This is a genomic window from Veillonella seminalis (assembly GCF_003992065.1).
In the GTDB taxonomy this organism is placed as follows: Bacteria; Bacillota; Negativicutes; order Veillonellales; family Veillonellaceae; genus Veillonella_A; species Veillonella_A seminalis.
The window spans coordinates 152,285-172,950 of the sequence record NZ_RQUZ01000003.1 but is presented as its reverse complement, the minus strand read 5'-3'; the positions used below and the strand labels follow the sequence as shown (position 1 = coordinate 172,950).

Below are 20,666 nucleotides of genomic sequence, written 5' to 3'. Positions count from 1 at the left end.
GCGGCCTGGGAGGATAGGTAGTCGCTGATTAATAAGAAAAGACGGTCATACCGAATGGTATGGCCGTCTTTTTTTTACTGATGAGTCACTACGTGCCTCATCAGGCCAGCTTCCAGCCAACATTGTAGAGGTGTGCAGGAAGTACAAGGTACAATAGCGGCGTGGGATACGCAGGGCTCATGTTTTAAAGGAGCGTAGCGACGCATAAAACATAGAGCATCGCGTAGTTCGGGACGTAAGATTTTGCTTTGCAAAATCCACAGGCCCGAACACATAGGTAGTCGCTGATTGACTTAAAGGACACACCGAAAGGTGTGTCTTTTTTATTCTATTGACTACCTATCCGACCAGGCCTTGGCCATGGGAAAAGTAGGGCAAACGATTTGAAGGAGCAAAGCGACGCACAAATCGTATTGCATCACTTTCTTTCGAGCGATAGCGAGAATGATAGGTAGTCGCTGATTAGAGCGAACATACTCAGCATGACTAATTAACACAAACCGCAGCGAGCGAAGCAATGTGGAGAACTCCTAAATCAATAGAGGCTTACCCCATTACAGTACATAGAACCATCATATCGTATCCTTGGCAGCAGCGAGCGACGTAATATGGTTACTCTTAAATATTCGTACGGACAAAACGGTAATCCGACAATTGAACGTGTTCGTGTAAAAAAATAATGTAAAACCGGTTAGTGTTTTTCATAAAATATTGATTTATAGTTTGTAAAAAAACGAACGAAAAGAGCCTGCATCAGAGGAAATGTACACCTCAGATGTAGGCTCTTTTATGTTTTATTGACAATAGTTCATCTCAGATTTACAAAAACCGAATTTTTACATAAACTTTACAAATTAAAAGTATTATGCTGTTAACCCTAATTGCCAATTCGTGTTATACTAAGAGTAAAGGCTTTGTAAATTATCAAGAAAGTGTAAAATGTTTTTGTGTGGAGGAGTCGAACATGTCCTTACAAGAAGTCTCAGAACGTCCCCTTGTACTAGGCGTTTTGACCGTATCGGATACCCGTACGCCGGAAACCGATAAGGGTGGTGACACGGTTGTTCAACTAGTTGAGGAAGGAGGTCATATTGTAAAAGTCAGGACGATTGTACCTGATGATTTTACAAGAATTTCCGAAGTATTGCAACGTTGGATTGCCATTGAAAATTTGGATGCCGTAATTTTAACCGGTGGTACAGGCATAGCCAAATGCGATGTATCGATTGAAGCAGTGAAGTCACTGTGTACAAAAATTATTCCGGGATTTGGTGAATTATTCAGATATTTAAGTTTTACCGAAGATATCGGAACCAGAGCTATTGCGTCGCGAGCAACAGCCGGTGTAAGTTCCGATGTATTGCTAATTTCTTTGCCCGGTTCGGTTGGTGCAGTTACCCTCGGTATAACTAAATTAGTATTGCCCGAAATTCGTCATTTAGTTTTTGAAATCAATAAATAACACCGTAAATCATAAGTTATGGAGGATATTATGGCTTTTCATTTAAAAGGCAAGGAAGAAAAATTTTTCAACATTTTAAACAATCATGTTACGCTGTGCCATGACGCAGCCGTTGTTATGGAGCAAGCATTTAAAAATGAATTACCTAAAGAAGAAGCACTCCGCGTAATCAATCAGAAAGAAAAAGAAGCCGATCAATTGGTGAACCAGACAATCGAGCAATTGCGTTCTACCTTTATTACCCCAATGGATCGTGAAGATATCCAACAACTTATTGAACAATTGGATATTACATTGGACAGTATGAAAGACATTATGGATAAAATGTGCATGTACAACGTAGGTCAGCCTACAAAAGGGGCCATTCGCTTAATTGAAATTGTACAGAAATGTTTAAAACATATTACTAAATCCATTTCTTATATGAACAGTCTCAAGAAAAACCATGTACGCGTAGAAGGTCGTGTACTTGAAGTTCTTCGTTTAGAAGAAGAAGCAGATGCTGTATATCACGAAGAAATGGCCATCTTATTCCGTGATTGCAAAGATCCGATTGAGATTATCAAATGGAAGGAAATCCTTAATTCAATGGAAGCCGTTATTGACGGCTGTGAGGATTTGGTAGGTACATTCCGCCGGGTTGTGTTAAAGTATGCTTGATCATTGGTTTGTATGGATAGTAGTGCTCTTAGCATTGGCTTTTGACTATATTAACGGGTTCCATGATACGGCCAATGCTATTGCCACATCCGTATCGACGCGGGCTATTTCCCCTAAAAAAGCAGTTATGATGACGGCGGTACTCAATTTTGTGGGGGCGCTCGTCAGCACCGGCGTAGCTAAAACTATCGGCGGTGACCTCGTTATGTCCGCCAATTTAATTAATGCGGAAGTTATCAGTGCGGCCTTATTAGGCGCCATCGTGTGGAATTTGGTAACCTGGTGGTACGGAATTCCAAGTTCTTCGTCACACGCGCTTATCGGCGGTGTTATCGGGGCCGTTATGGTCGCCGTAGGCCATGAGGCACTCAATTTTAACGGTATCGGGAAAATTTTCTTGTCCCTTATTTTATCACCGATTATTGCCATGATTTTAGGCTATATTATCATGCACATCTTGTTGTTCATGTTCGGCAGCTTTTCACCGATTGCCTTGAATGACCGTTTCCGTAATATGCAATTATTATCGGCCACGCTAATGGCTTTCTCACACGGGTCCAATGACGCACAGAAGGCAATGGGGATTATTACCTTGACTTTGCTCAGCGGCGGCTACATCGATACCTTAGACGTTCCGACTTGGGTAAAAGTAGCCTGTGCAACGGCTATGGCATTAGGTACGGCAGCCGGCGGCTGGCGTATTATCAGTACCATGGGTACTAAGATTTTTAAATTAGAAAGTATTAATGGTTTTGCGGCTGACTTAAACTCTGCTATCACGATTTTTACGGCTACCTTTTTACATTTACCGGTATCGACCACGCACGTAGTAAGCGGTTCGATTATGGGGGTAGGGACGGCTAAACGTGTAAAAGCGGTGAACTGGGGCGTGGCGCGTTCCATGGTGCTGGCTTGGTTTGTGACCATTCCGTTAAGTGCAATTGTATCCGGTATCGCTTATTTGGTGATTGACGGGATTCGTCAAATACTATAAAAATTATATAAATTTGAATATATATCTTTTAAATTTAAATGGTATATGATATTGCAATTCCACACTGTATTTACTATAATGTAGGTAATAGAAAAAATGCTCTGATTACGGGCATTTTTTTGTGAACTCAATGTATACTAAGATTGTATTGTTCAGTCTTGAAAAAGGAAAAGCGAATTATAGGGATAATGATTCGAATTAGGATTTAGGGGGTCACAATGAAACTTAACCAAGCAACTGATTATGCATTCCGAATGGTTTTGCATATGTCGCTCCTGCCCAATGGGACTAGAATCACCGGCGGAGAGCTCGCCAAAGCGCAGAAAATTCCGGATCGGTTTCTTCTCAAAATTATGAGAAATCTAATATCAGGCAATATTATGCAATCGTTCCGCGGTGTGGATGGCGGTTTTGCCTTAGCACGTAAACCTAAAGATATCACCTTATTAGATGTTATAGAAGCTGTAGAGGGTGCTACGTATTTGCAGCGTTGTTTATACGATAGTGAAACTTGTTCCCGTGGTTGTTACGGTAATTGTTCGGTACAAGAACAATTTTGTCATATTCAAGGTCATTTAGTTCAAGAACTGAAAGCCGTTGATTTTGAAACCTTGGCAAAACGTGAACGAGAAATACATTTACAGAGAGTTTGTCCATCGAAGGCGCAAGCGCGCGATTTATAAGTGAGGAGGTTTTACGTATGATGGAAGCATTAATGTTAGCTCGATGGCAATTTGCCTTGACATCGATCTATCACTGGCTGTTCGTTCCGGTAACTCTCGGGATGACAGTTGTCGTTGCAGTTATGGAAATTGCCTATGTATCGACAAACAATGAAGTTTACAAAAAAATGGCAAAGTTCTGGGGGAAATTATTTTTAATCAATTTTGCCATGGGTGTTGTAACCGGTATCGTACAGGAGTTCCACTTCGGTATGAACTGGGCTGAATATTCCCGTTTCATGGGCGATATCTTCGGCGCACCACTTGCTTTGGAAGCCTTGACGGCTTTCTTCCTTGAATCCACTTTTATGGGTGCTTGGATTTTTGGCTGGGACAAATTGTCCGCTAAAGCTCATGCGGTTGTAGCCGTATTGGTAGCTATCGGTACCAACTTATCCGCTTTCTGGATTTTGGTTGCCAGCTCCTTTATGCAACATCCGGTTGGCTATGTTATCCGTAACGGTCGTGCGGAAATGCAAGATTTCAGCATGATTTTAAGCAACGGTTATGTACCGGGCCAATACAGCCATATTTTCTTTGACGGTCTTATGACTGCCGGCGTAATTATCGCCTCTATCAGTGCTTGGCACATTCTTCGCAACAATGCGTTGGATTTCTACAAACGCTCTATTAAATGGGGTTTGGTTTTCACCATTATCGGTGGTATTTTGGTTGCCGGTGCCGGTCATTTACACGGTCAATATGTAACTAAAGTTCAACCTATGAAAATTGCATCTGTTGAAGGTCTTTGGGATACTACTAAAGGCGCTCCATTCAGCTTATTTGCAACTATTGATGAAAAAAATCAGGTTACTCACAGTGCTATCGAAATCCCTGGCTTGCTCAGCTTCGTAGCGACTGATGATTTCAACGGCGAAATGAAAGGTATGAAAGACCTTCAAAAAGCTGATGAACAGAAATATGGTCCTGGGGACTATGTACCACATGTAACTTCTATGTACTGGTCTTTCCGTGCCATGGTATTCTCCGGCAGCTTAGTATTGTTGGTAGCAATCATCGCATTTGCTATGAACCGCGCCGGTAAATTGGAACAATCTCGCGGCATGTTGAACCTCGTGTTCTGGATGTTGCCGTTCCCTTACATTGCTAATGCAACCGGTTGGTATGTAGCTGAAATGGGCCGTCAACCATGGATCGTTTACGGTTTACAGAAAACAGCTGACGGTGTATCGAGCACCGTAACAGCCGGCGAAGTTTGGACTACAATTATCGGCTTCTCTGCTGTATATGTATTAGCAGCAATCGCAGCTATTTACTTAGCTGTAAAACACATCAAAAAAGGTCCTGAAGGCAATCCATCTCATGACGTTGGAGAGGAGGCAGCATTATGGAAGTAATTTTACAAAACTTAGACGTAGTGTGGTTCATCCTCGTTTGCGTATTATTCGCAGGATTTTTCACACTGGAAGGATTTGACTACGGCGTAGGCATCTTACTTCCTTTCTTAGGTAAAACTGATGTGGAACGTCGCCAAATGATTAATACCGTAGGTCCTGTATGGGACGGTAACCAGGTATGGATGATTACGGCCGGTGGTGCAACATTTGCATCTTTCCCACATGTATATGCTACTTTATTCAGTGGTTTCTACTTAGCGTTATTCTTAATGTTGGCAGCTTTAATTGCTCGTGGTGTTGCTTTCGAATTCCGCAGCAAAGACAAATCTTTGACTTGGCGTAAAACATTTGACTATTGCATTTTCTTCGGTTCTTTGATTCCTGCTCTTCTTTGGGGCGTTACTGTAGGTAACTTGATTCAAGGTACACCAATCGATGGTCAGATGAACTTCGTAGGCGGTTTCTTCGATTTACTCAGCCCTTATACAATCCTTTGCGGTTTGGCATTCATTTTGGTATTCGTTTACCATGGTGCTTTGTATACGGCTATTAAAACGACCGGCCCTATCTCTGAACGCGCTCGTGCTACCGCTTTGGTAGAAGGCGTTATTACAGCTGTAGGCGCGCTTGTATTAGTAGGCGCTACTTACTACTTCACTGATTTGTTTAACAGCATGATCGCGACAGTTGCGTTTGCACTTTGCATCGTATTCTTCTTGATCTCTTGGGGCTTTACTCGCGTACGTCGTCCGGGTATGGGCTTCGTATTCAGCTGCTTGAGCATTATCTCCGTAACAGCTGCTTACTTTGCAGGCTTGTTCCCACGTATCATGGTTTCCAGCTTAAATCCTGCTTGGAGCTTAACGATTAAAAACGCATCTTCTTCCGAATATACGTTAACGTTAATGACGATTGTTGCTCTTATCTTCGTACCAATCGTATTAATCTACCAAGGTTGGACTTACTGGACATTCCGTCATCGTGTAAGCCCTGACGATTTACACTATTAATTAAATAGTAACCTTATTAGCGAATTGAGTTTTGTAATAAGGATGATGAAAAGCGTACCGCAAGGTGCGCTTTTCTTTTTTGTCTGTTTGCATTTGAGTGACTATATGCCCGGTTAAATTTCATTATAATATTACAAATGTCCTCTAAGTGTGGTAATATAGAAGTAAGTAGTTGAAAATATTCAAGTTATGGTATTAGGAGGAGGGGTCTGTATGAGTAAGTATAAGAGTATTGACTTTGCCAATGATAATCGGGAAAAATTTATAGCTATGCGGCGTGATTTGCATCAGCATCCGGAACCCGGTTGGCTGGAATATCGTACGGCCGCTATGGCGGCCGATCGTTTGACGGCGCTTGGTTATGACCTTAAAGTGGGTAAAGAGGTAGTTAAAGCCGATTCCCGTATGGGTCTGCCTGACGAAGCCGTTATGAAAGCGGCTATGGATCGGGCCCTTAAAGAGGGAGCTAATCCCAAATGGGTCGAAGCCATGGGTTATGGTTTTACCGGTATGGTGGCGACTTTACATTTTGACAATAAAGGCCCTACAGTAGCCTTTCGAGCTGATATAGACTCTAATGATGTAATGGAATCACAAGACGACAATCATTTACCTGTAAAAGAAGGATTTGTATCGCAACATGCAAAAGCGATGCATGCTTGCGGTCATGACGCTCATTTGACGATGGCTTTAGGCTTGGCCGAATATATTGCAACACATAAAGACGGCCTGCACGGTACCTTTAAATTAATTTTACAGCCTGCTGAAGAAGGGGTACGTGGTGCCAAATCTATGGCGGATGCCGGCGTAGTTGATGATGTAGATATTTTCTTCGGTATGCACATCGGTATCAATAAGGATATTGCGGGCTGCCTCGCTTGTTTAAATAACGGTTTCTTGGCTACCACTAAAATGGACGTGACTTTTAAAGGTTATTCCTCTCATGCAGGCGGTTCACCGGAACTCGGTAAAAATGCTTTATTGGCCGCTTGTACGGCAGCATTGAATTTGCAAGCTATTTCTCGCCATTCCAAGGGCAATTCCTGTATTAACGTGGGTGTGTTGGAATCCGGTACCGGTCGCAATGTTATTCCGGACCGAGCTTACTTACAGATTGAAACACGCGGTGCTACCGGCGAAGTCAATGACTACATTTGCAAACGAGCTTATGAAGTATTGAACGGGGCAGCCGCTATGTACGAAAATGAAGTTGAAATCAAGGAAATGGGCAGTGCACCGGCTTGTATCAATTCGGAAGATTTAGCCAAAGCAGTACAAGTGATTGCCAAAGATTTGGGCATTTTTAAAGATGTACCATTAGTCAACGAAGGGGGCGGCAGTGAAGACTGTGCTTATTTCTTGGAACGGGTAATCGGTAAAGGCGGACGCGCGACCTACATGATTTTAGGCTCAGCTATTCCGGCGCCACACCATAATCCTAAGTTTGATATTGACGAAAAGGATATGATTAACGGCATTGCTTTCACTGGTGCCCTGGTGGAATCCTATTTGCAAGGTAGTAAATAAGATAATTTTTACATGCAATTGAGTTTGTCCTGCGGTGATTTGTCGTAGCTCAAAATTGATTTGTAAAACTAAATAAATAAAAAGCCTCAGCCCATCGGGTAAAAACCGATGGGCTGAGGCTTTTTATTTATATGTAATTGTGGGGAAAGCGTGCTGAGGCACTTTTTCAAAAGTAACAGACTAAGCGTTTATAATCTTAAACTTTTTATTTTGGATGTACCAAACGCGCCAGGTAAAGAGGAAGGCTGCAATAGTAGTACTGCCTAAGAGACCAATCCAGATGGCGTACGGGCCGTAGTTAAGGACAAAGGTGAAGAAGGCGGCAATGGGAATACTGGTACCGCAGAAGCTGGCCAAAGCGATGATTGAAATGATGCGTACATCTTTGTAACCGCGTAGAATACCTTGAATCGGGGTACCCAGGGCGTCGATAACCGTGAAAAATACGGCATAACTGAGGAAACTGCCGATTAAGTCGACCATGCTCGGGTCATTCGTATAATAGCCGGCGATTCTAGGCAAATTGGTAAATGTGTAAAGACAAATACTGAGTGCCAATACAACGGCCAGACCACGGGCTATGTAGGAATAGGTTTTGGCCATGTGTAAATCTTTGGCACCGACGGCATAACCGACCGTAATGGTCGCGGCAATCCCGATACTCAGCGGCACACCGTAAAATAGGGAGGTGAAACTTATAGCCGCCTGATGAGCTGCAATGATTTTAGTACCGTAGGCCGTAGCAGCGATGCCGGCGAGGCTGAAGATACTACTTTCTGCAAAAATAGCAAGGCCGATAGGAATACCGAGGCGCAATTGTTCACGGATATAATAGAAATCAAACTTGAAAGGATTACGGAATAAGTGATAGTTTTTAAAAGTTTTACCGAATATTAAAACAGTGACGAAAGCTATAAAATTAAACCAATAGGCAACGACAGTAGCGATACCGGCGCCGAGAGCACCCATAGCAGGGAAGCCGAAATAGCCGAGAATCAGACTGTAATCGAGGAAGATGTGAATGACCAGCCCACACATGATGATATACATGGTGTAACGTGTATAACCGTGACAGTCGACGGTATTACGTAATACACAAGTCAAAATGAGCGGCAAGAGCCCCCAAGAGATGGCTTTTAAATATTGCCAACAGACTTCGTAAGCTTTCGGTTCCAAATTTAGGCTGAGGAGAATCGGGTCCAGAATCGTGGTGCCCAAGAAAATGAGAAGTAGGAAAAACGATACACTCAAAATTAAGCCGTGATAGATAATGGTCGGAATATTTTTTTTCCGATTGGCTCCCAAGAGTTGAGCGATGATGGGCGATATGCCTAAATGAATGCCCAGAATGCCGAAATAACAGGCGGTCCATAGATTAAAGCCTACGGACATACCCGCCAGATCTACGGTGCTGTATTGGCCGGTTAATACGACCGAGACGAAAGAGCCGCCCGTAATAGCAAATTGAGTCAAGATAATGGGTATAGTCAAGGCGACGAAATGTTTTATTTTACTGAATAAAGTAGTATAAAGATGTTGTTCCATGCGATGATACCTCAAAAAAAGCACCAAAGTATCTATCTTCTAAGACCTACGATAGATGCATTGATGCTGCTTACCCGTATCCGGTGACACCGGGTAAGATAATTATTACCAAATTTAAATTATAATTAATTGAACTATATATTTAACTTTAACATAGAACGACTAAAAAGTCTATAGGCATGGCTATTGGACGAATGTCCATAAAAATACCTCGGCCTAAAAAGACCGAGGCACTTTGTTATAAATTATATGGCTCTTATTGTTTAGCGGCTTCTTTGATAATTTGCAAGGCTAAACGAGCAGAGTTATACAAATCTTCTTCCTTAATGCATTCTTCCTTGGTATGAACATTCGTCATGCCTACACCGAGTACGGCTGTCGGCACACCATTGGCATTGAAGAAGCTGGCATCACTGCCGCCACCGGATTCTACGACATTAACGGCGAAGTTTAACTCTTTGGCTGCATCGGAAGCCGCGCGAATCGTTTCAGAATCAACCGGTACATCAAAAGGATCGTACGCCGGTAATACTTCTATTTTAATGGACGTATTGGTATCTTTGGCACCTTGTTCAAAAATAGCTACTACTTCGTCGGTTAATTTGGCTAATTTTTCTTTGTTGCGGCTGCGGGTTTCCATGAAAATAACCGCTTCTTCCGCTACAATATTGGTAGCTCGACCGCCGCTGATAGTACCGATGTTGCACGTTGTTTCTTCATCGATACGGCCTTGCGGTAATTTTGTCAAAATATGACCGGCTGCTACGATGGCGTTGATGCCTTTTTCGGGCGCATTGCCGGCATGGGCAGCTTTACCGGTAATAGTTGCACGCACTTTGTTTTGCCCCGGTGCTTTATGTACGATGCGCCCCGGTGCTCCGGATGTATCAAAGGTATAGCCCAATTTAGCTTTGAGTAAGGAGAAGTCCATGTTTTTGGATCCGTTTACACCGCCTTCTTCGGCAATGGTAAATACAACTTGCATATCGCCGTGAGGAATATTATCTTCTTTAACGACGCGCAAAGCTTCCAAGATAGCTACTACGCCGGCTTTATCGTCACCGCCGAGAATCGTGGTGCCGTCAGAGGTGATGAGGCCGTCTTTGATTTGCGGTTTAATATTTGTGCAAGGTTCTACGCAGTCCATGTGAGCCGTCAGCATAATCATGGGGGCCGACGGTACATTACCCTTGCGTGTAGCCACCAAGTTGCCCGCATTGCCGCCTAATTTTTCACCGGCATTGTCTTCTTCAACCGTGAAGCCAAGATCTTCCAAACGTTTAGTGAGTAAGTCGGCAATTTCACGTTCTTTAAGAGTGGAGCAAGGGATTTGAATCAATTCTAAGAATTCATCAAGGATACGCTTTTCTTGGATCATGAGAACCTCCTAAAATAAGAATAGAAAAAATGAGAGAATAAAATTAAGAAATTAATTGTGAGAGCAAAAAAGAATAATTAAATAGTACCGGGTTTATATAGTAAAAAGGGGGCGTTTTCAACTTAGAATAAAATAAGGAATGTAATAACACCGGCCAACATTGGCACGATATTACGTTTAGCAAGTTCCATAGGACCAACATTGGCTAAGGTTGCACAAATGATGGCCGCGCCGGCTACCGGGGAAGTAGAACGACCGATGGCGCCGGAAATCTGTGCTAACGAACCAAGGTCAACCATATTCATACCGAAGCTGGCTGCATGCGGTGTAATGGCACCGTTGAAGGCAAGAGCTGCTGCGTCGCCGGAACCACTTAAGATGGCGATGATAAACGGTCCGAAACTACCGGCCAGTTTAGCAACGGATTGGGAGTCTTTCATATAGGTCAATAAGGCATCAGTGAGCCCCATAGCCTGCATGCCCTTAGTGAATACGGCAGCGGCGATGATAAGACCGATGATGCTGCCATACGCCTCGCCCATCCCTTTGAAGACGTCTTTGGTTACTTCTTGTGGATTAGCACGAGCAATAATAAGAGCCACCACACAGCCGATAATCATAGCGGCCGGTACACTTACTTTAGCAATACCCAAGTCTTTGAGTGCTGCAATATTAAGATTAGTAACAACTAAGATAACGAGTGGCACAATCGGAGCCAGTGCTTTAAGGCCGTTTACTTTAAATTGGCCTACGATAGAAGCGGTACCTTGTTCAGCAAGTGCTTCTTGACGAGCTCTGCTAGGTCCTTCTTTACGAATCGCAGCCATAACGGTAAGAACTACAGCTACCACGAGGGAAGCGATAATAGCCGGTAAAGCTGTTTCAAGCACAACGAACATTACATCTACGTTAGCCATTTTAGAAATGAACGCTACGTGTGTATTGCCCGGGCTGATGGCACTACCCCAAGTGCCGGCTAGAATAGCGGCACCGGCCATAGCAGGATGGACCCCGGCGGCGATTAAAGCAGGAATTAAGATACTGCCGATGGCAGCGGCGGCACCGGCCGCACTGGTAACAGCGATGTTGAGCCACCAAGTTACGAGCATAGCCAACGGAATGATAATGGCATGGCTTTTAGAAATAAGGCCTGATAATGCATGCACTAAATGTTGGTCGCATTCCGTATGCTTCATAACGAAGGCAAAGCCCATTACGGTACAAATAGTTGGAACTAAGGAGCCGTGAATCATGGTTTTTACAAATGAGTCCATGAATTGACCCATTACGCCACCGATGAAACACATAAGCGCGCCGGCTATGAGTAATACGGTGCGAGTTTCATACTTTCTAATGATGGCGGCAAAAGCGATGATTACAATAATACCACCTGTCAATTGCATCATAGGTAACACCTCCGTAAGAAATACCCCACTACTATATAACATGGTATAATATTACTATAGGCTAAATTCGAAAAAAATGCCATATTTAAATGATAAAATATTATTTTAACTATGCTAATTTCACATATGTTATGAACGTTTTCAATTAAATATATAAATTGCGTATTTGCAATTATGTATATAATGTGCTGTTTTTCATAGGGAGACATAAGAATGACCGAAGTAAGGCAATGTGCTTGGGCTGCTCGCAGTCCGGAAGAGCAACTGTATCACGATACGGAGTGGGGCGTACCGACTCATGAGGATAGTATCTTATTTGAATTTTTAATTCTGGAAACTATGCAGGCCGGTCTCAGTTGGACTTTAGTATTAAAACGACGCGAAGCCATGCGTGAAGCGTTTGACGGCTTTGATATTAATACGTTGGCAGCTTATACGCCGGTCAAAGAAGCTAAACTTTTGGAGAATCCGAATATTATTCGTAATCGACTTAAGATAGCATCTCTTAGAAAAAATGCTGTGGCTTTTAAGCAAATCCAGGCTGAGTTCGGTTCTTTTGATGCTTATATTAGGGCGTACACCAATGGAGCGAGCATAGTCGGTCATTGGCAGACTGAGGCGGATGTGCCGGCCATGACACCGTTGGCGGAACAGATCAGTAAGGACTTGAAAAAACGGGGATTTACTTTTGTAGGTCCTACAATTGTGTATTCCTTTTTGCAGGCTATCGGTATGATTAATGACCATATTATAACTTGTCCTTGTTATGAACGATTAACGAAGTAGGAGGTACCGTGCAGTTTTATAACTTTTTATATCAACATGGGCACATAGCCTTCAGCCAATACATTTATCGTATCGGCACCTATCATTATAATTGGCATCCTGAAATTGAAGTGCTTATGGTGTTACAGGGTGGGGTGGAAGTGTGCCATGACAGTGAATATACGAATTTGGGCCCCGATGATATTATCATGTTGCCGCCGCAATGCGGTCATGCTACCTTAGCGTTGGAACCTGATACGATAGCCATGGTTTTACATTTACATCCGCAAATGCTGGCGCAATATGATCGCGTGTTTCGGCAGTCGTCTTTCTTTTTGGCCACTGATGATGTGACTCGGCACGATTCGGTGTATGACAATCTGCGTAAGCGACTCAGTGAATTGATGCGGCAGTTGGCCAAACATGATGCGAGTAATGCAGAGAAAATTACGGTCGTCGATGAGCCGGATTTAGGCGTGGAAACTATTTTTTTAGACATATTACATCGTTTAATTGAGATTTTAAAGCCCGTGGCTTATATACCGCAAGGCAATCCGGTGGCTTTGCAACAGGCGGCTACATTTGAAAAGATGATTACTTATATCGACAATCATTACAAAGAACAGTTGACGCTGGGCGAAATTGCTGCCATTGGTGGATATACGGAAAGTTATGCATCACAATTTTTTAAACGGCAGTTAGGCATATCCTTCAAGTCTTATGTACTTCGTATGAGGCTCCGTGAAGCGGCTGTTCAATTGGTCAATACGAAGCAGCAAATCGTAGATATTGCCAATGAATGCGGCTTCTCTGACGTAAAGGCTTTTAATATGGCTTTCCGTAAACATTTTCATACGACACCTACCGAATATCGTCGCATTGCCGGTAAGGTGGAGCGTCAGACGATGATAGATAATTGGAAGGAATATATTGCCGTGGATGATGCGGGCATTAACGAACGTCTGGCCGTCTATACAGCTGTAAATACGGCAGCATCTGATGGTGATACGACGAATGCTGCCGATAAAAAAGCACCGGCCGGTGAATTGGGTGTAAACACTGATACAGATGAACTGCAGGCTGCACGTGAGCAATTACGGATTGCTTTGGCTGTGCTTGATGATGTTTTGGACAAATAAAATAGGCTATCTAAAAAAAGTGGGATTGGGTGTTATTTTATATTTTTGAATTAAAATATTAATTAGAATATTGCACTGAATGCTTTATACGACCGACTCTTGTTTATAGGAGTTCGGTCGTTTTTTTATATCAAATGCAATAACAGCATATAACAAAGTGTAGAAAATACAGATAGTTGATAATAATTTTCATAGCGTAATTTGGATAGCTGATTTATGGCAGATACGTATAATGAAAGTAACGAATGCATTCACAGTATCACCAATACGAAGTAGTGTATGAGAGGAGACAAGTATGGAGGGTGTTATTGTAACCCTAGTTCTTTTAGTTTTTGCCATTATCATGTTCGTGTGGGAAAAAATCCCATTGTCCATAACCGCTATGACGGTAGCCGTTTGCTTGACCTTGACCGGTGTTTTGACACCGAAAGAAGCATTCTTAGGTTTTGTGGATTCCAATGTATTGCTCTTTATGGCTATGTTCATAGTGGGCGCTGCCTTTTTTGATACGGGCGTGGCCCATGCGGTAGGCGGTTTAATTAACCGTTTTGCCAAAACAGAACGTCAATTAATCATAGCCGTTATGTGTATTACAGGCCTCATGTCTACGTTCTTATCCAATACGGGGACGACAGCCGTATTGATTCCGCTCGCTATGGGCCTTGTGCAACGAACCGGCATTAAAGCCACTAAGTTATTGATGCCGTTAGCAATTGCAGCATCGGCCGGCGGTAATGTGAGCCTCATCGGTTCACCGGGCAATATGATTGCTCAATCCGGTTTGGCCCAGCAGAATTTGGCCTTCGCCTTCTTTGACTACGCCTTAGTAGGTTTGCCGGTATTAATTGTAGGTATTATATACTTTGCGTTAATCGGTCATAAGTTATTGCCGGAAGAGCCGACGCATACACCGGCCGCCGAATATACAACTGATGCCGATTACAGTAAAGTTGCCATGTGGCGCAAAGTATTCGCCGCCGGCACCTTGATTGCCACTGTACTTGGTATGATTTTTGAATCGCAGTTAGGCATTAAACTACACGTTATTGCTTGGATTGGAGCCTTGTTCCTTGTAGCAACACGCACAATTTCCGAAAAAGTAGCGGTTACGGCCATTGATATGAAAACGATTTTACTTTTTGTAGGTTCCTTGGCCTTGGCACAGGCTTTGGTTAAAACCGGTGCCGGAGCCCTGATTGCGGATACGATTATTCAAAGTCTTGGTGATAATCCTTCACCATTTATGCTCTTGGCCGTTGTTTTCTGTATCGCCGCTGTATTGACTCAGTTTATGTCCAATACGGCTACCACGGCTTTATTAGTGCCAATCAGTTTAGCGTTGGCACAGCAGGTGGGTGCCGATCCAAAAGCGGTTCTTATGGCCACTGTTATCGGCGGTTCGGTAGCTTTTGCTACACCAATCGGTTGTCCGCCGAATACAATGGTGTATAATGTAGCCGGGTACAGTTTTATGGACTATGTAAAAGTCGGTGGTCCTTACTTAATCTTAGCAATGATCACTTCACTTATTTTATTACCGATTTTCTTCCTGTTTTATCCATGATAAAACAGTTTTTGATAAATAAATTCTATATGTACAGATTGTATTTGGGATCGGTAAATCCCGTAATTTAAAAGGAGGATATGTATGGATAAGAAACAGCAGAGTCAGGAAATGACTCAAATACTTGCGAATTTTGTGGGCTATTTCTCTAAAGTATTGCCGGATGATGTTGAAGCTAAATTGAAAGAATTGGCAGCGGACGAAAAAAATCCGTTAGCTAAAACAATTTATGACACGATGCATAAGAATATGGAATTGGCTAAAGAATTGAGCCGTCCATCCTGTCAGGATACAGGCGTGTTGCAATACTGGGTAAAATGCGGTGCCAACTTCCCGTTGATTGGCGAATTGGAAACTATTTTGCGTGATGCTACCTATCAAGCTACGCAGGAAACTCCGTTACGTCATAACTGCGTAGAAACTTTTGACGAATTCAACACGAAGAAAAATATCGGCTTAACGGCTCCGTACATTCTTTGGGATATCATCCCTGATCGTGATGATGTAGAAATTTATCCTTACATGGCCGGCGGCGGTTGCTCCTTGCCGGGCAGCGGTAAAACTTTAATGCCGGGCGAAGGTTACGAAGGGGTTGCTAAATTCGTACTCGATTTGATGACTTCTTATGGTTTGAATGCTTGCCCTCCATTATTGGTAGGTGTAGGTATTGCTACTTCCATCGAAACAGCAGCTTTATACTCCAAGAAAGCGATTATGCGTCCGGTAGGTACTCATAATCCTAATAAAAACGCAGCCTATATGGAACAATTGTTGGAAGACGGTATCAATGCCCTTCATTTGGGACCTCAAGGCATGGGCGGTGACAAATCCGTAATGGGTGTTAATATCGAAAACGGTACTCGTCATCCTTCCGTGTTGAGTGTAGCCGTTAACGTTGGTTGCTGGAATCATCGTCGTGGTCATTTAGTGTTTACCAAAGATGGTAAGTGTACTGTTTTGTCGCATAGTGGGGTGAAATACTAATGGAAAAGAAAATCTTAACTACACCAATTTCCGCAGAAGACTTAGAAGGTATTAAAGCCGGTGATATCGTTTATTTAACAGGTCTTATTACAACTTGCCGTGACGTAGCTCATCGTCGTTTGATTGAATACGGTCGTGAATTGCCGGTTGACGTGCGCAACGGTGCCATTTTGCACGCCGGCCCGATTGTAAAAACTATCGACGAAGCGAATGGTAAATATGAAATGATTTCCGTAGGTCCTACAACCAGTATGCGTATGGAAAAATTCGAATACGATTTCGTAAAACACACCGGTGTTCGCCTTATCGTAGGTAAAGGCGGTATGGGCCCCGGCACTCAGAAAGCTTGTAAGGAATTTAAAGCTTTGCATTTAGTATTCCCGGCCGGTAATGCCGTTTTAGCTGCTACGGAAGTAGAAGAAATCGAACAGGCTAACTGGAAAGAATTGGGGATGCCTGAAACTTTATGGACTTGCCGTGTTAAAGAATTCGGTCCTTTGATCGTATCTATCGATACCTATGGCAATAACTGGTTCGAACAGAAGAAAGTGGAATACAACGAATCCAAAGAAAAAGCATTGGAAGAAATCTACAAACACGTAAGCTTTATTAAATAAGCATTCGTATAAAATTTGGCGGTAACCGAGCCTTTAATTGCGGAACCTTTAATCATTTCCTGCTAATTGAGATTACAAGTGATTTGCGATTAAAAAAGGTTAAGTTTATATACTCGCTGCAAAGGTCGTCCCGAAAGGGGCGACCTTTTGCATTTTAGTAACAATTTTCAGCAGGTACACTTGAAATGTAGTATACTGTTTGTAATATGATTTCACAATTGTATCCGCGGCGGAAGTTGTTGTTATCGATATATTTGTCAAATTTTCGTGGCGGTTGTGATTTTAGAAATTGGTACGTTGGTTTTTAGACGCATTGATTAGGTAGGGGAATAGGAGGACTTAATATGAGTGTAGAGGTTGGTCTAAAAGGCGAGGCAACAGTTGTTGTTAATGAGCAGAATATTGCCAAAACAATGAAGAGCGGTGCCCTTGAAGTATTTGCTACGCCGGCTATGTGCGCACTTATGGAAGAGGCGGCTGTTGCTGCGTTAACCGGCAAATTACCGACCGGTGACGGTACGGTAGGAATTTCACTCAGCATTTCTCATGATAAGGCGTCGGCTGTGGGTGCTCAAATCCGCGCTGAAGCGGAAGTTACGGCTGTGGATGGACGTAAAATCAGTTACAAAGTAGCCACCTATGAAGGGGATATTTGCATTGGTAAAGGCACGCATGAACGCTTTGTCATTAACAACGAAAAGTTCATGAGCAAGTTGAAGTAATCAATTTACTGTTTGGTATTTGATGGTAATTTAAAATATATTTTGAGTTATTTTCTCAAAATAATTGTCCGAATGGAGCCTTAATGTAGCCATGGCTACCGTTTTTAGAGAGGATGCGGTATACAATAAAGATAACCCCATCCTCTTTGTTTTTACAAAGGTTGTAGGTTTATATTGCATATCGATAAACATCGTTTAAGTGAAAGCTATAGGTTTTTTGCTTAAAATTCATAATTGAAAATAACTGTCAATTATATTGACAGAAGAGCACTTTGATTGTATGATGAATTAAGAAGATAGTTAGCTTAATTATTTTTTAAACCAAGTCACAGCAGCTTGGTAAAGCTACTGTTCATAAATCCGGATTTACTAGTATGACAGCCTTGAGAGCAAGTGTTCTCCTGAAAACATTGAGAGGCAAGGTGAACTATGGTAAGCGAAATAGATTCTATTATCGGTTATCATTGTGCGCCGGCAATACGGGGAATCAAGGTGGCGAATCTTGTGGCCATTCCACGAGATATGGATTTGCATTTGACAACGGCTTTGTCGGCGTATAATGAGAAATTTAATGATCGCGGCTTGTTCTTTTACGAACTGTGTCATTGCGATCGGCGAAGATTATTGTTGGTGTTCCGCAAACGGATGTTGGAGGAATATTTACGTCGTCCCGAACATGTCGCGTTTTTAAAACTCTACGGTTATTTGCCGACGGAATCTTTAGAAACATGGTTTGAACGTTTAAAAGGTCGTTTGGAAGAACGGATGGATTTTCCTCATGAAATCGGTTTGTTCTTAGGCTATCCGTTGCACGATGTACGCTCTTTTATTCGTATGAAAGGCGCAGGCTATAAGCTTTGCGGCGAATGGAAAGTCTATGGCAATCCTATGTCCGCCATGCATTCGTTTCACTGTTTTCGGGCATGCAGAAATTACTGTCATACCCAGCTTTTAAATGGTAAACAATTAGAGTCTTTAGTAGCCGTAACGGCATGCTAGTAGGAGGTAATCACATGATTGGTGTAATTTATTGGTCTGGTACAGGTAACACGCAAGCAATGGCAGAAGCAATCGGCAAAGGCATCGCCGATGCAGGTCAAGAAGTAGTAGTAAAATCCGTGTCTGAAATTTCCGCTGATGAAGCGGCAGCTTTTGACAAATTGGCTTTAGGTTGTGCCGATATGGGTGCCGAACAGTTGGAAGAAATGGAATTCCAACCATTCTACGAAGCTTTGGAACCAAAATTATCCGGTAAAAAAGTAATTCTTTTCGGTTCCTACGGTTGGGGCGGAACTTGGCTTGAAGAATGGGCTGATCACGTTAGAGCAGCAGGCGGCGAAATCGTGGCTGACAATTTGCCTGTTTTCGGTGCTCCTGACGACGCTGCTTTGGCAGATTGCGAAGGTTGCGGTAAAACTTTGGCAGGCGCTTAAAAATAATAATAAATAGTACATAATAAAGTCTTTGTTATGTAAATATATAAGGCCGACAACGCATTGCGCTGTCGGCCTTTTTGTATGAAAGTATTATTTTTTCAAACCGTTAATGAAGCGTTCGATTCGATTCAATGCTTCCTGAATTGTTTCACGGGATGATGCATAGGAGCAACGGATACGTCCTTTACCGCATTCGCCGAACGCGGAACCCGGGACAACGGCTACATGTTCCTGCTGCAATAACTGAACGGCGAAATCTAAATCACTTAAACCGCAACTTGAAATATCCGGGAATACATAGAAGGCACCTTCCGGTACGGCGATAGGGAGGCCCATTTTTTGAAAACCGGCTACAATCAAATCGCGGCGAGCCTGATATTCTTCACGCATAGCCACAACGCTGTCATCACATTCGTTGAGGGCCACGATGGCGGCGTGTTGAATCGGCGTAGCCGGTGCAACAATGCTGTATTGGTGAATTTTAATGGCTTGTTCGATGATTGGGGGCGGAGCCAAGAGAAAACCGATACGTAAACCGGTCATGGCATAGGCTTTGGAAAAACCGTTCAGAATAAGAGTACGCTCTTTCATGCCCGGTAAGGCCGCTATACTTGTATGCGTGCGACCATAGGTTAATTCAGAATAAATTTCGTCGCTCACGACGATGAGGTCATGTTTTTTTACAACGTCCGCAATGCCTTCAAGATCTTTGCGGCTTAAGATGGCACCGGTCGGATTACTCGGGTACCCCATGAGCAATACCTTTGTTTTCGGTGTAATGGCTTTTTCAAGAGCTTGTGGTGTAACTTTAAAACCTTCTTCAAGGTGAGTCGGAACCATAACGGCCACACCTCGGTTGAGCTTTACTTCGGCCGCATAGGCTACATAGGACGGATCGGGAATGAGCACTTCATCGCCTTCATCAAGTAATACGCGCATAGCCAAATCTATGGCTTCACTGGCACCGACGGTAAGCATCATTTCGTTTTCCGTATAATCAACACCGTAGCGCTTGCCGTACCATTGACGAATAGCTGTACGCAAAGGCAATAGGCCGGCATTACTGGTGTAATTGGTTTCTTTATTTGCTAAACTTTTGATGGCTGCATCCAGAACTTTTTGCGGCGGTGCATAGTCCGGTTCGCCAACGCCTAAGGACAGCACATTTTCCATGGCAAGAGCCATTTCCCAAATTTTACGGATACCGGAAGCCGGTAATTCTTGTGATGTTTTTGAGATGTAATTGTTCCAATTCATAGTTTGTTCCTCCTTAACTACAGCTCAACGCAATAATGTTGAATAGTCAATATCACATTGAGTCTCTCTTTTCTCTTTTTATAGTGTATCATAAAATAGTTATAACAAGTAGTAATTTGT

At 42.9% G+C, this 20,666-nt stretch carries 19 protein-coding genes; 15 read left to right on the top strand and 4 right to left on the bottom strand.

Translation table 11 applies throughout. The features are described from left to right. Positions 1-964: 964 nt before the first annotated feature. The 7 genes from EO126_RS03285 (at position 965) to EO126_RS03255 (ending at position 7,733) form a co-directional block, all read left to right on the top strand. Entirely contained in the window at positions 965-1,462 is a 498-nt protein-coding gene (locus tag EO126_RS03285) for a MogA/MoaB family molybdenum cofactor biosynthesis protein (RefSeq protein ID WP_006555194.1), read from the top strand. Between the two features lie 30 nt (positions 1,463-1,492). After that, a complete protein-coding gene (locus EO126_RS03280) occupies positions 1,493-2,122 on the top strand; it encodes a DUF47 domain-containing protein (RefSeq protein ID WP_006555193.1) in 630 nt (209 codons plus the stop codon). Beyond that, positions 2,115-3,116 (top strand): inorganic phosphate transporter, encoded by a 1,002-nt coding sequence (locus EO126_RS03275; protein ID WP_040770724.1) that lies wholly within the window; start codon positions 2,115-2,117, stop codon positions 3,114-3,116. Before EO126_RS03280 ends, EO126_RS03275 begins: the two co-directional genes overlap by 8 nt. Before the next feature lie 218 nt (positions 3,117-3,334). Next, positions 3,335-3,799, top strand: a complete 465-nt coding sequence (locus tag EO126_RS03270) for an RrF2 family transcriptional regulator (protein WP_006555191.1) — start codon at positions 3,335-3,337, stop codon at positions 3,797-3,799. Positions 3,800-3,816: 17 nt separating this feature from the next. After that, positions 3,817-5,196: a cytochrome ubiquinol oxidase subunit I gene (locus tag EO126_RS03265; RefSeq protein WP_127007538.1), complete on the top strand. Its 1,380-nt coding sequence runs from the start codon at positions 3,817-3,819 to the stop codon at positions 5,194-5,196. Continuing rightward, positions 5,187-6,206, top strand: coding sequence for a cytochrome d ubiquinol oxidase subunit II (gene cydB / locus EO126_RS03260; RefSeq protein ID WP_006555189.1), 1,020 nt, complete (start codon positions 5,187-5,189; stop codon positions 6,204-6,206). Before EO126_RS03265 ends, cydB begins: the two co-directional genes overlap by 10 nt. A gap of 213 nt (positions 6,207-6,419) precedes the next feature. Beyond that, positions 6,420-7,733 carry an amidohydrolase gene (locus EO126_RS03255; protein ID WP_006555188.1) on the top strand — a complete coding sequence of 438 codons (1,314 nt, stop codon included), beginning with the start codon at positions 6,420-6,422 and terminating at the stop codon, positions 7,731-7,733. 180 nt (positions 7,734-7,913) lie between these two features. Here EO126_RS03255 and EO126_RS03250 read toward each other — a convergent pair whose 3' ends face one another. From EO126_RS03250 to dcuC, 3 genes are all read right to left on the bottom strand, one after another. Then, entirely contained in the window at positions 7,914-9,278 is a 1,365-nt protein-coding gene (locus tag EO126_RS03250) for an MATE family efflux transporter (RefSeq protein ID WP_006555187.1), read from the bottom strand. A 256-nt stretch (positions 9,279-9,534) separates the two neighbouring features. Continuing rightward, the gene (locus tag EO126_RS03245; protein ID WP_127007536.1) at positions 9,535-10,656 is read right to left on the bottom strand and encodes a M20/M25/M40 family metallo-hydrolase; all 1,122 of its coding nucleotides are present in this window, start codon (positions 10,654-10,656) and stop codon (positions 9,535-9,537) included. Between the two features lie 122 nt (positions 10,657-10,778). Continuing rightward, on the bottom strand, positions 10,779-12,062 hold the full coding sequence (gene dcuC, locus EO126_RS03240) for a C4-dicarboxylate transporter DcuC (RefSeq protein WP_225723657.1): 1,284 nt from the start codon (positions 12,060-12,062) through the stop codon (positions 10,779-10,781). Between the two features lie 213 nt (positions 12,063-12,275). On the opposite strand from dcuC, the gene EO126_RS03235 reads away from it, so the two are divergent. From EO126_RS03235 to EO126_RS03200, 8 genes are all read left to right on the top strand, one after another. Then, a complete protein-coding gene (locus EO126_RS03235) occupies positions 12,276-12,848 on the top strand; it encodes a DNA-3-methyladenine glycosylase I (protein WP_006555184.1) in 573 nt (190 codons plus the stop codon). An 8-nt stretch (positions 12,849-12,856) separates the two neighbouring features. Further along, positions 12,857-13,966, top strand: coding sequence for an AraC family transcriptional regulator (locus tag EO126_RS03230; protein WP_006555183.1), 1,110 nt, complete (start codon positions 12,857-12,859; stop codon positions 13,964-13,966). A gap of 295 nt (positions 13,967-14,261) precedes the next feature. Continuing rightward, positions 14,262-15,530, top strand: a complete 1,269-nt coding sequence (locus EO126_RS03225) for an SLC13 family permease (RefSeq protein WP_006555182.1) — start codon at positions 14,262-14,264, stop codon at positions 15,528-15,530. Positions 15,531-15,614: 84 nt separating this feature from the next. Beyond that, complete coding sequence (gene ttdA, locus EO126_RS03220; protein ID WP_006555181.1) at positions 15,615-16,514, top strand: L(+)-tartrate dehydratase subunit alpha; 900 nt, start codon at positions 15,615-15,617, stop codon at positions 16,512-16,514. After that, positions 16,514-17,131 (top strand): L(+)-tartrate dehydratase subunit beta, encoded by a 618-nt coding sequence (gene ttdB / locus EO126_RS03215; protein WP_006555180.1) that lies wholly within the window; start codon positions 16,514-16,516, stop codon positions 17,129-17,131. Before ttdA ends, ttdB begins: the two co-directional genes overlap by 1 nt. A gap of 344 nt (positions 17,132-17,475) precedes the next feature. After that, a complete protein-coding gene (locus EO126_RS03210; protein WP_006555179.1) occupies positions 17,476-17,853 on the top strand; it encodes a thioesterase family protein in 378 nt (125 codons plus the stop codon). A 429-nt stretch (positions 17,854-18,282) separates the two neighbouring features. Continuing rightward, complete coding sequence (locus tag EO126_RS03205) at positions 18,283-18,852, top strand: DUF3793 family protein (RefSeq protein ID WP_006555178.1); 570 nt, start codon at positions 18,283-18,285, stop codon at positions 18,850-18,852. A gap of 14 nt (positions 18,853-18,866) precedes the next feature. Next, positions 18,867-19,286 (top strand): flavodoxin, encoded by a 420-nt coding sequence (locus tag EO126_RS03200; protein ID WP_006555177.1) that lies wholly within the window; start codon positions 18,867-18,869, stop codon positions 19,284-19,286. 93 nt (positions 19,287-19,379) lie between these two features. On the opposite strand, the gene EO126_RS03195 is transcribed toward EO126_RS03200, so the two are convergent. Further along, positions 19,380-20,546, bottom strand: a complete 1,167-nt coding sequence (locus tag EO126_RS03195) for a pyridoxal phosphate-dependent aminotransferase (RefSeq protein ID WP_006555176.1) — start codon at positions 20,544-20,546, stop codon at positions 19,380-19,382. Positions 20,547-20,666: the final 120 nt, after the last annotated feature.

Excerpts from the sequence above, each read along its gene's own strand:
- EO126_RS03250 (WP_006555187.1), bottom strand. The coding sequence starts at position 9,278 with ATGGAACAACATCTTTATACTACTTTATTCAGTAAAATAAAACATTTC.
- EO126_RS03205 (WP_006555178.1), top strand. The coding sequence starts at position 18,283 with ATGGTAAGCGAAATAGATTCTATTATCGGTTATCATTGTGCGCCGGCA.
- EO126_RS03210 (WP_006555179.1), top strand. The coding sequence starts at position 17,476 with ATGAGTGTAGAGGTTGGTCTAAAAGGCGAGGCAACAGTTGTTGTTAAT.
- EO126_RS03245 (WP_127007536.1), bottom strand. The coding sequence starts at position 10,656 with ATGATCCAAGAAAAGCGTATCCTTGATGAATTCTTAGAATTGATTCAA.
- EO126_RS03270 (WP_006555191.1), top strand. The coding sequence starts at position 3,335 with ATGAAACTTAACCAAGCAACTGATTATGCATTCCGAATGGTTTTGCAT.
- cydB (WP_006555189.1), top strand. The coding sequence starts at position 5,187 with ATGGAAGTAATTTTACAAAACTTAGACGTAGTGTGGTTCATCCTCGTT.
- EO126_RS03275 (WP_040770724.1), top strand. The coding sequence starts at position 2,115 with ATGCTTGATCATTGGTTTGTATGGATAGTAGTGCTCTTAGCATTGGCT.
- EO126_RS03225 (WP_006555182.1), top strand. The coding sequence starts at position 14,262 with ATGGAGGGTGTTATTGTAACCCTAGTTCTTTTAGTTTTTGCCATTATC.
- ttdA (WP_006555181.1), top strand. The coding sequence starts at position 15,615 with ATGGATAAGAAACAGCAGAGTCAGGAAATGACTCAAATACTTGCGAAT.
- EO126_RS03280 (WP_006555193.1), top strand. The coding sequence starts at position 1,493 with ATGGCTTTTCATTTAAAAGGCAAGGAAGAAAAATTTTTCAACATTTTA.
- EO126_RS03265 (WP_127007538.1), top strand. The coding sequence starts at position 3,817 with ATGATGGAAGCATTAATGTTAGCTCGATGGCAATTTGCCTTGACATCG.
- EO126_RS03195 (WP_006555176.1), bottom strand. The coding sequence starts at position 20,546 with ATGAATTGGAACAATTACATCTCAAAAACATCACAAGAATTACCGGCT.
- EO126_RS03235 (WP_006555184.1), top strand. The coding sequence starts at position 12,276 with ATGACCGAAGTAAGGCAATGTGCTTGGGCTGCTCGCAGTCCGGAAGAG.
- EO126_RS03255 (WP_006555188.1), top strand. The coding sequence starts at position 6,420 with ATGAGTAAGTATAAGAGTATTGACTTTGCCAATGATAATCGGGAAAAA.
- dcuC (WP_225723657.1), bottom strand. The coding sequence starts at position 12,062 with ATGATGCAATTGACAGGTGGTATTATTGTAATCATCGCTTTTGCCGCC.
- ttdB (WP_006555180.1), top strand. The coding sequence starts at position 16,514 with ATGGAAAAGAAAATCTTAACTACACCAATTTCCGCAGAAGACTTAGAA.
- EO126_RS03285 (WP_006555194.1), top strand. The coding sequence starts at position 965 with ATGTCCTTACAAGAAGTCTCAGAACGTCCCCTTGTACTAGGCGTTTTG.
- EO126_RS03200 (WP_006555177.1), top strand. The coding sequence starts at position 18,867 with ATGATTGGTGTAATTTATTGGTCTGGTACAGGTAACACGCAAGCAATG.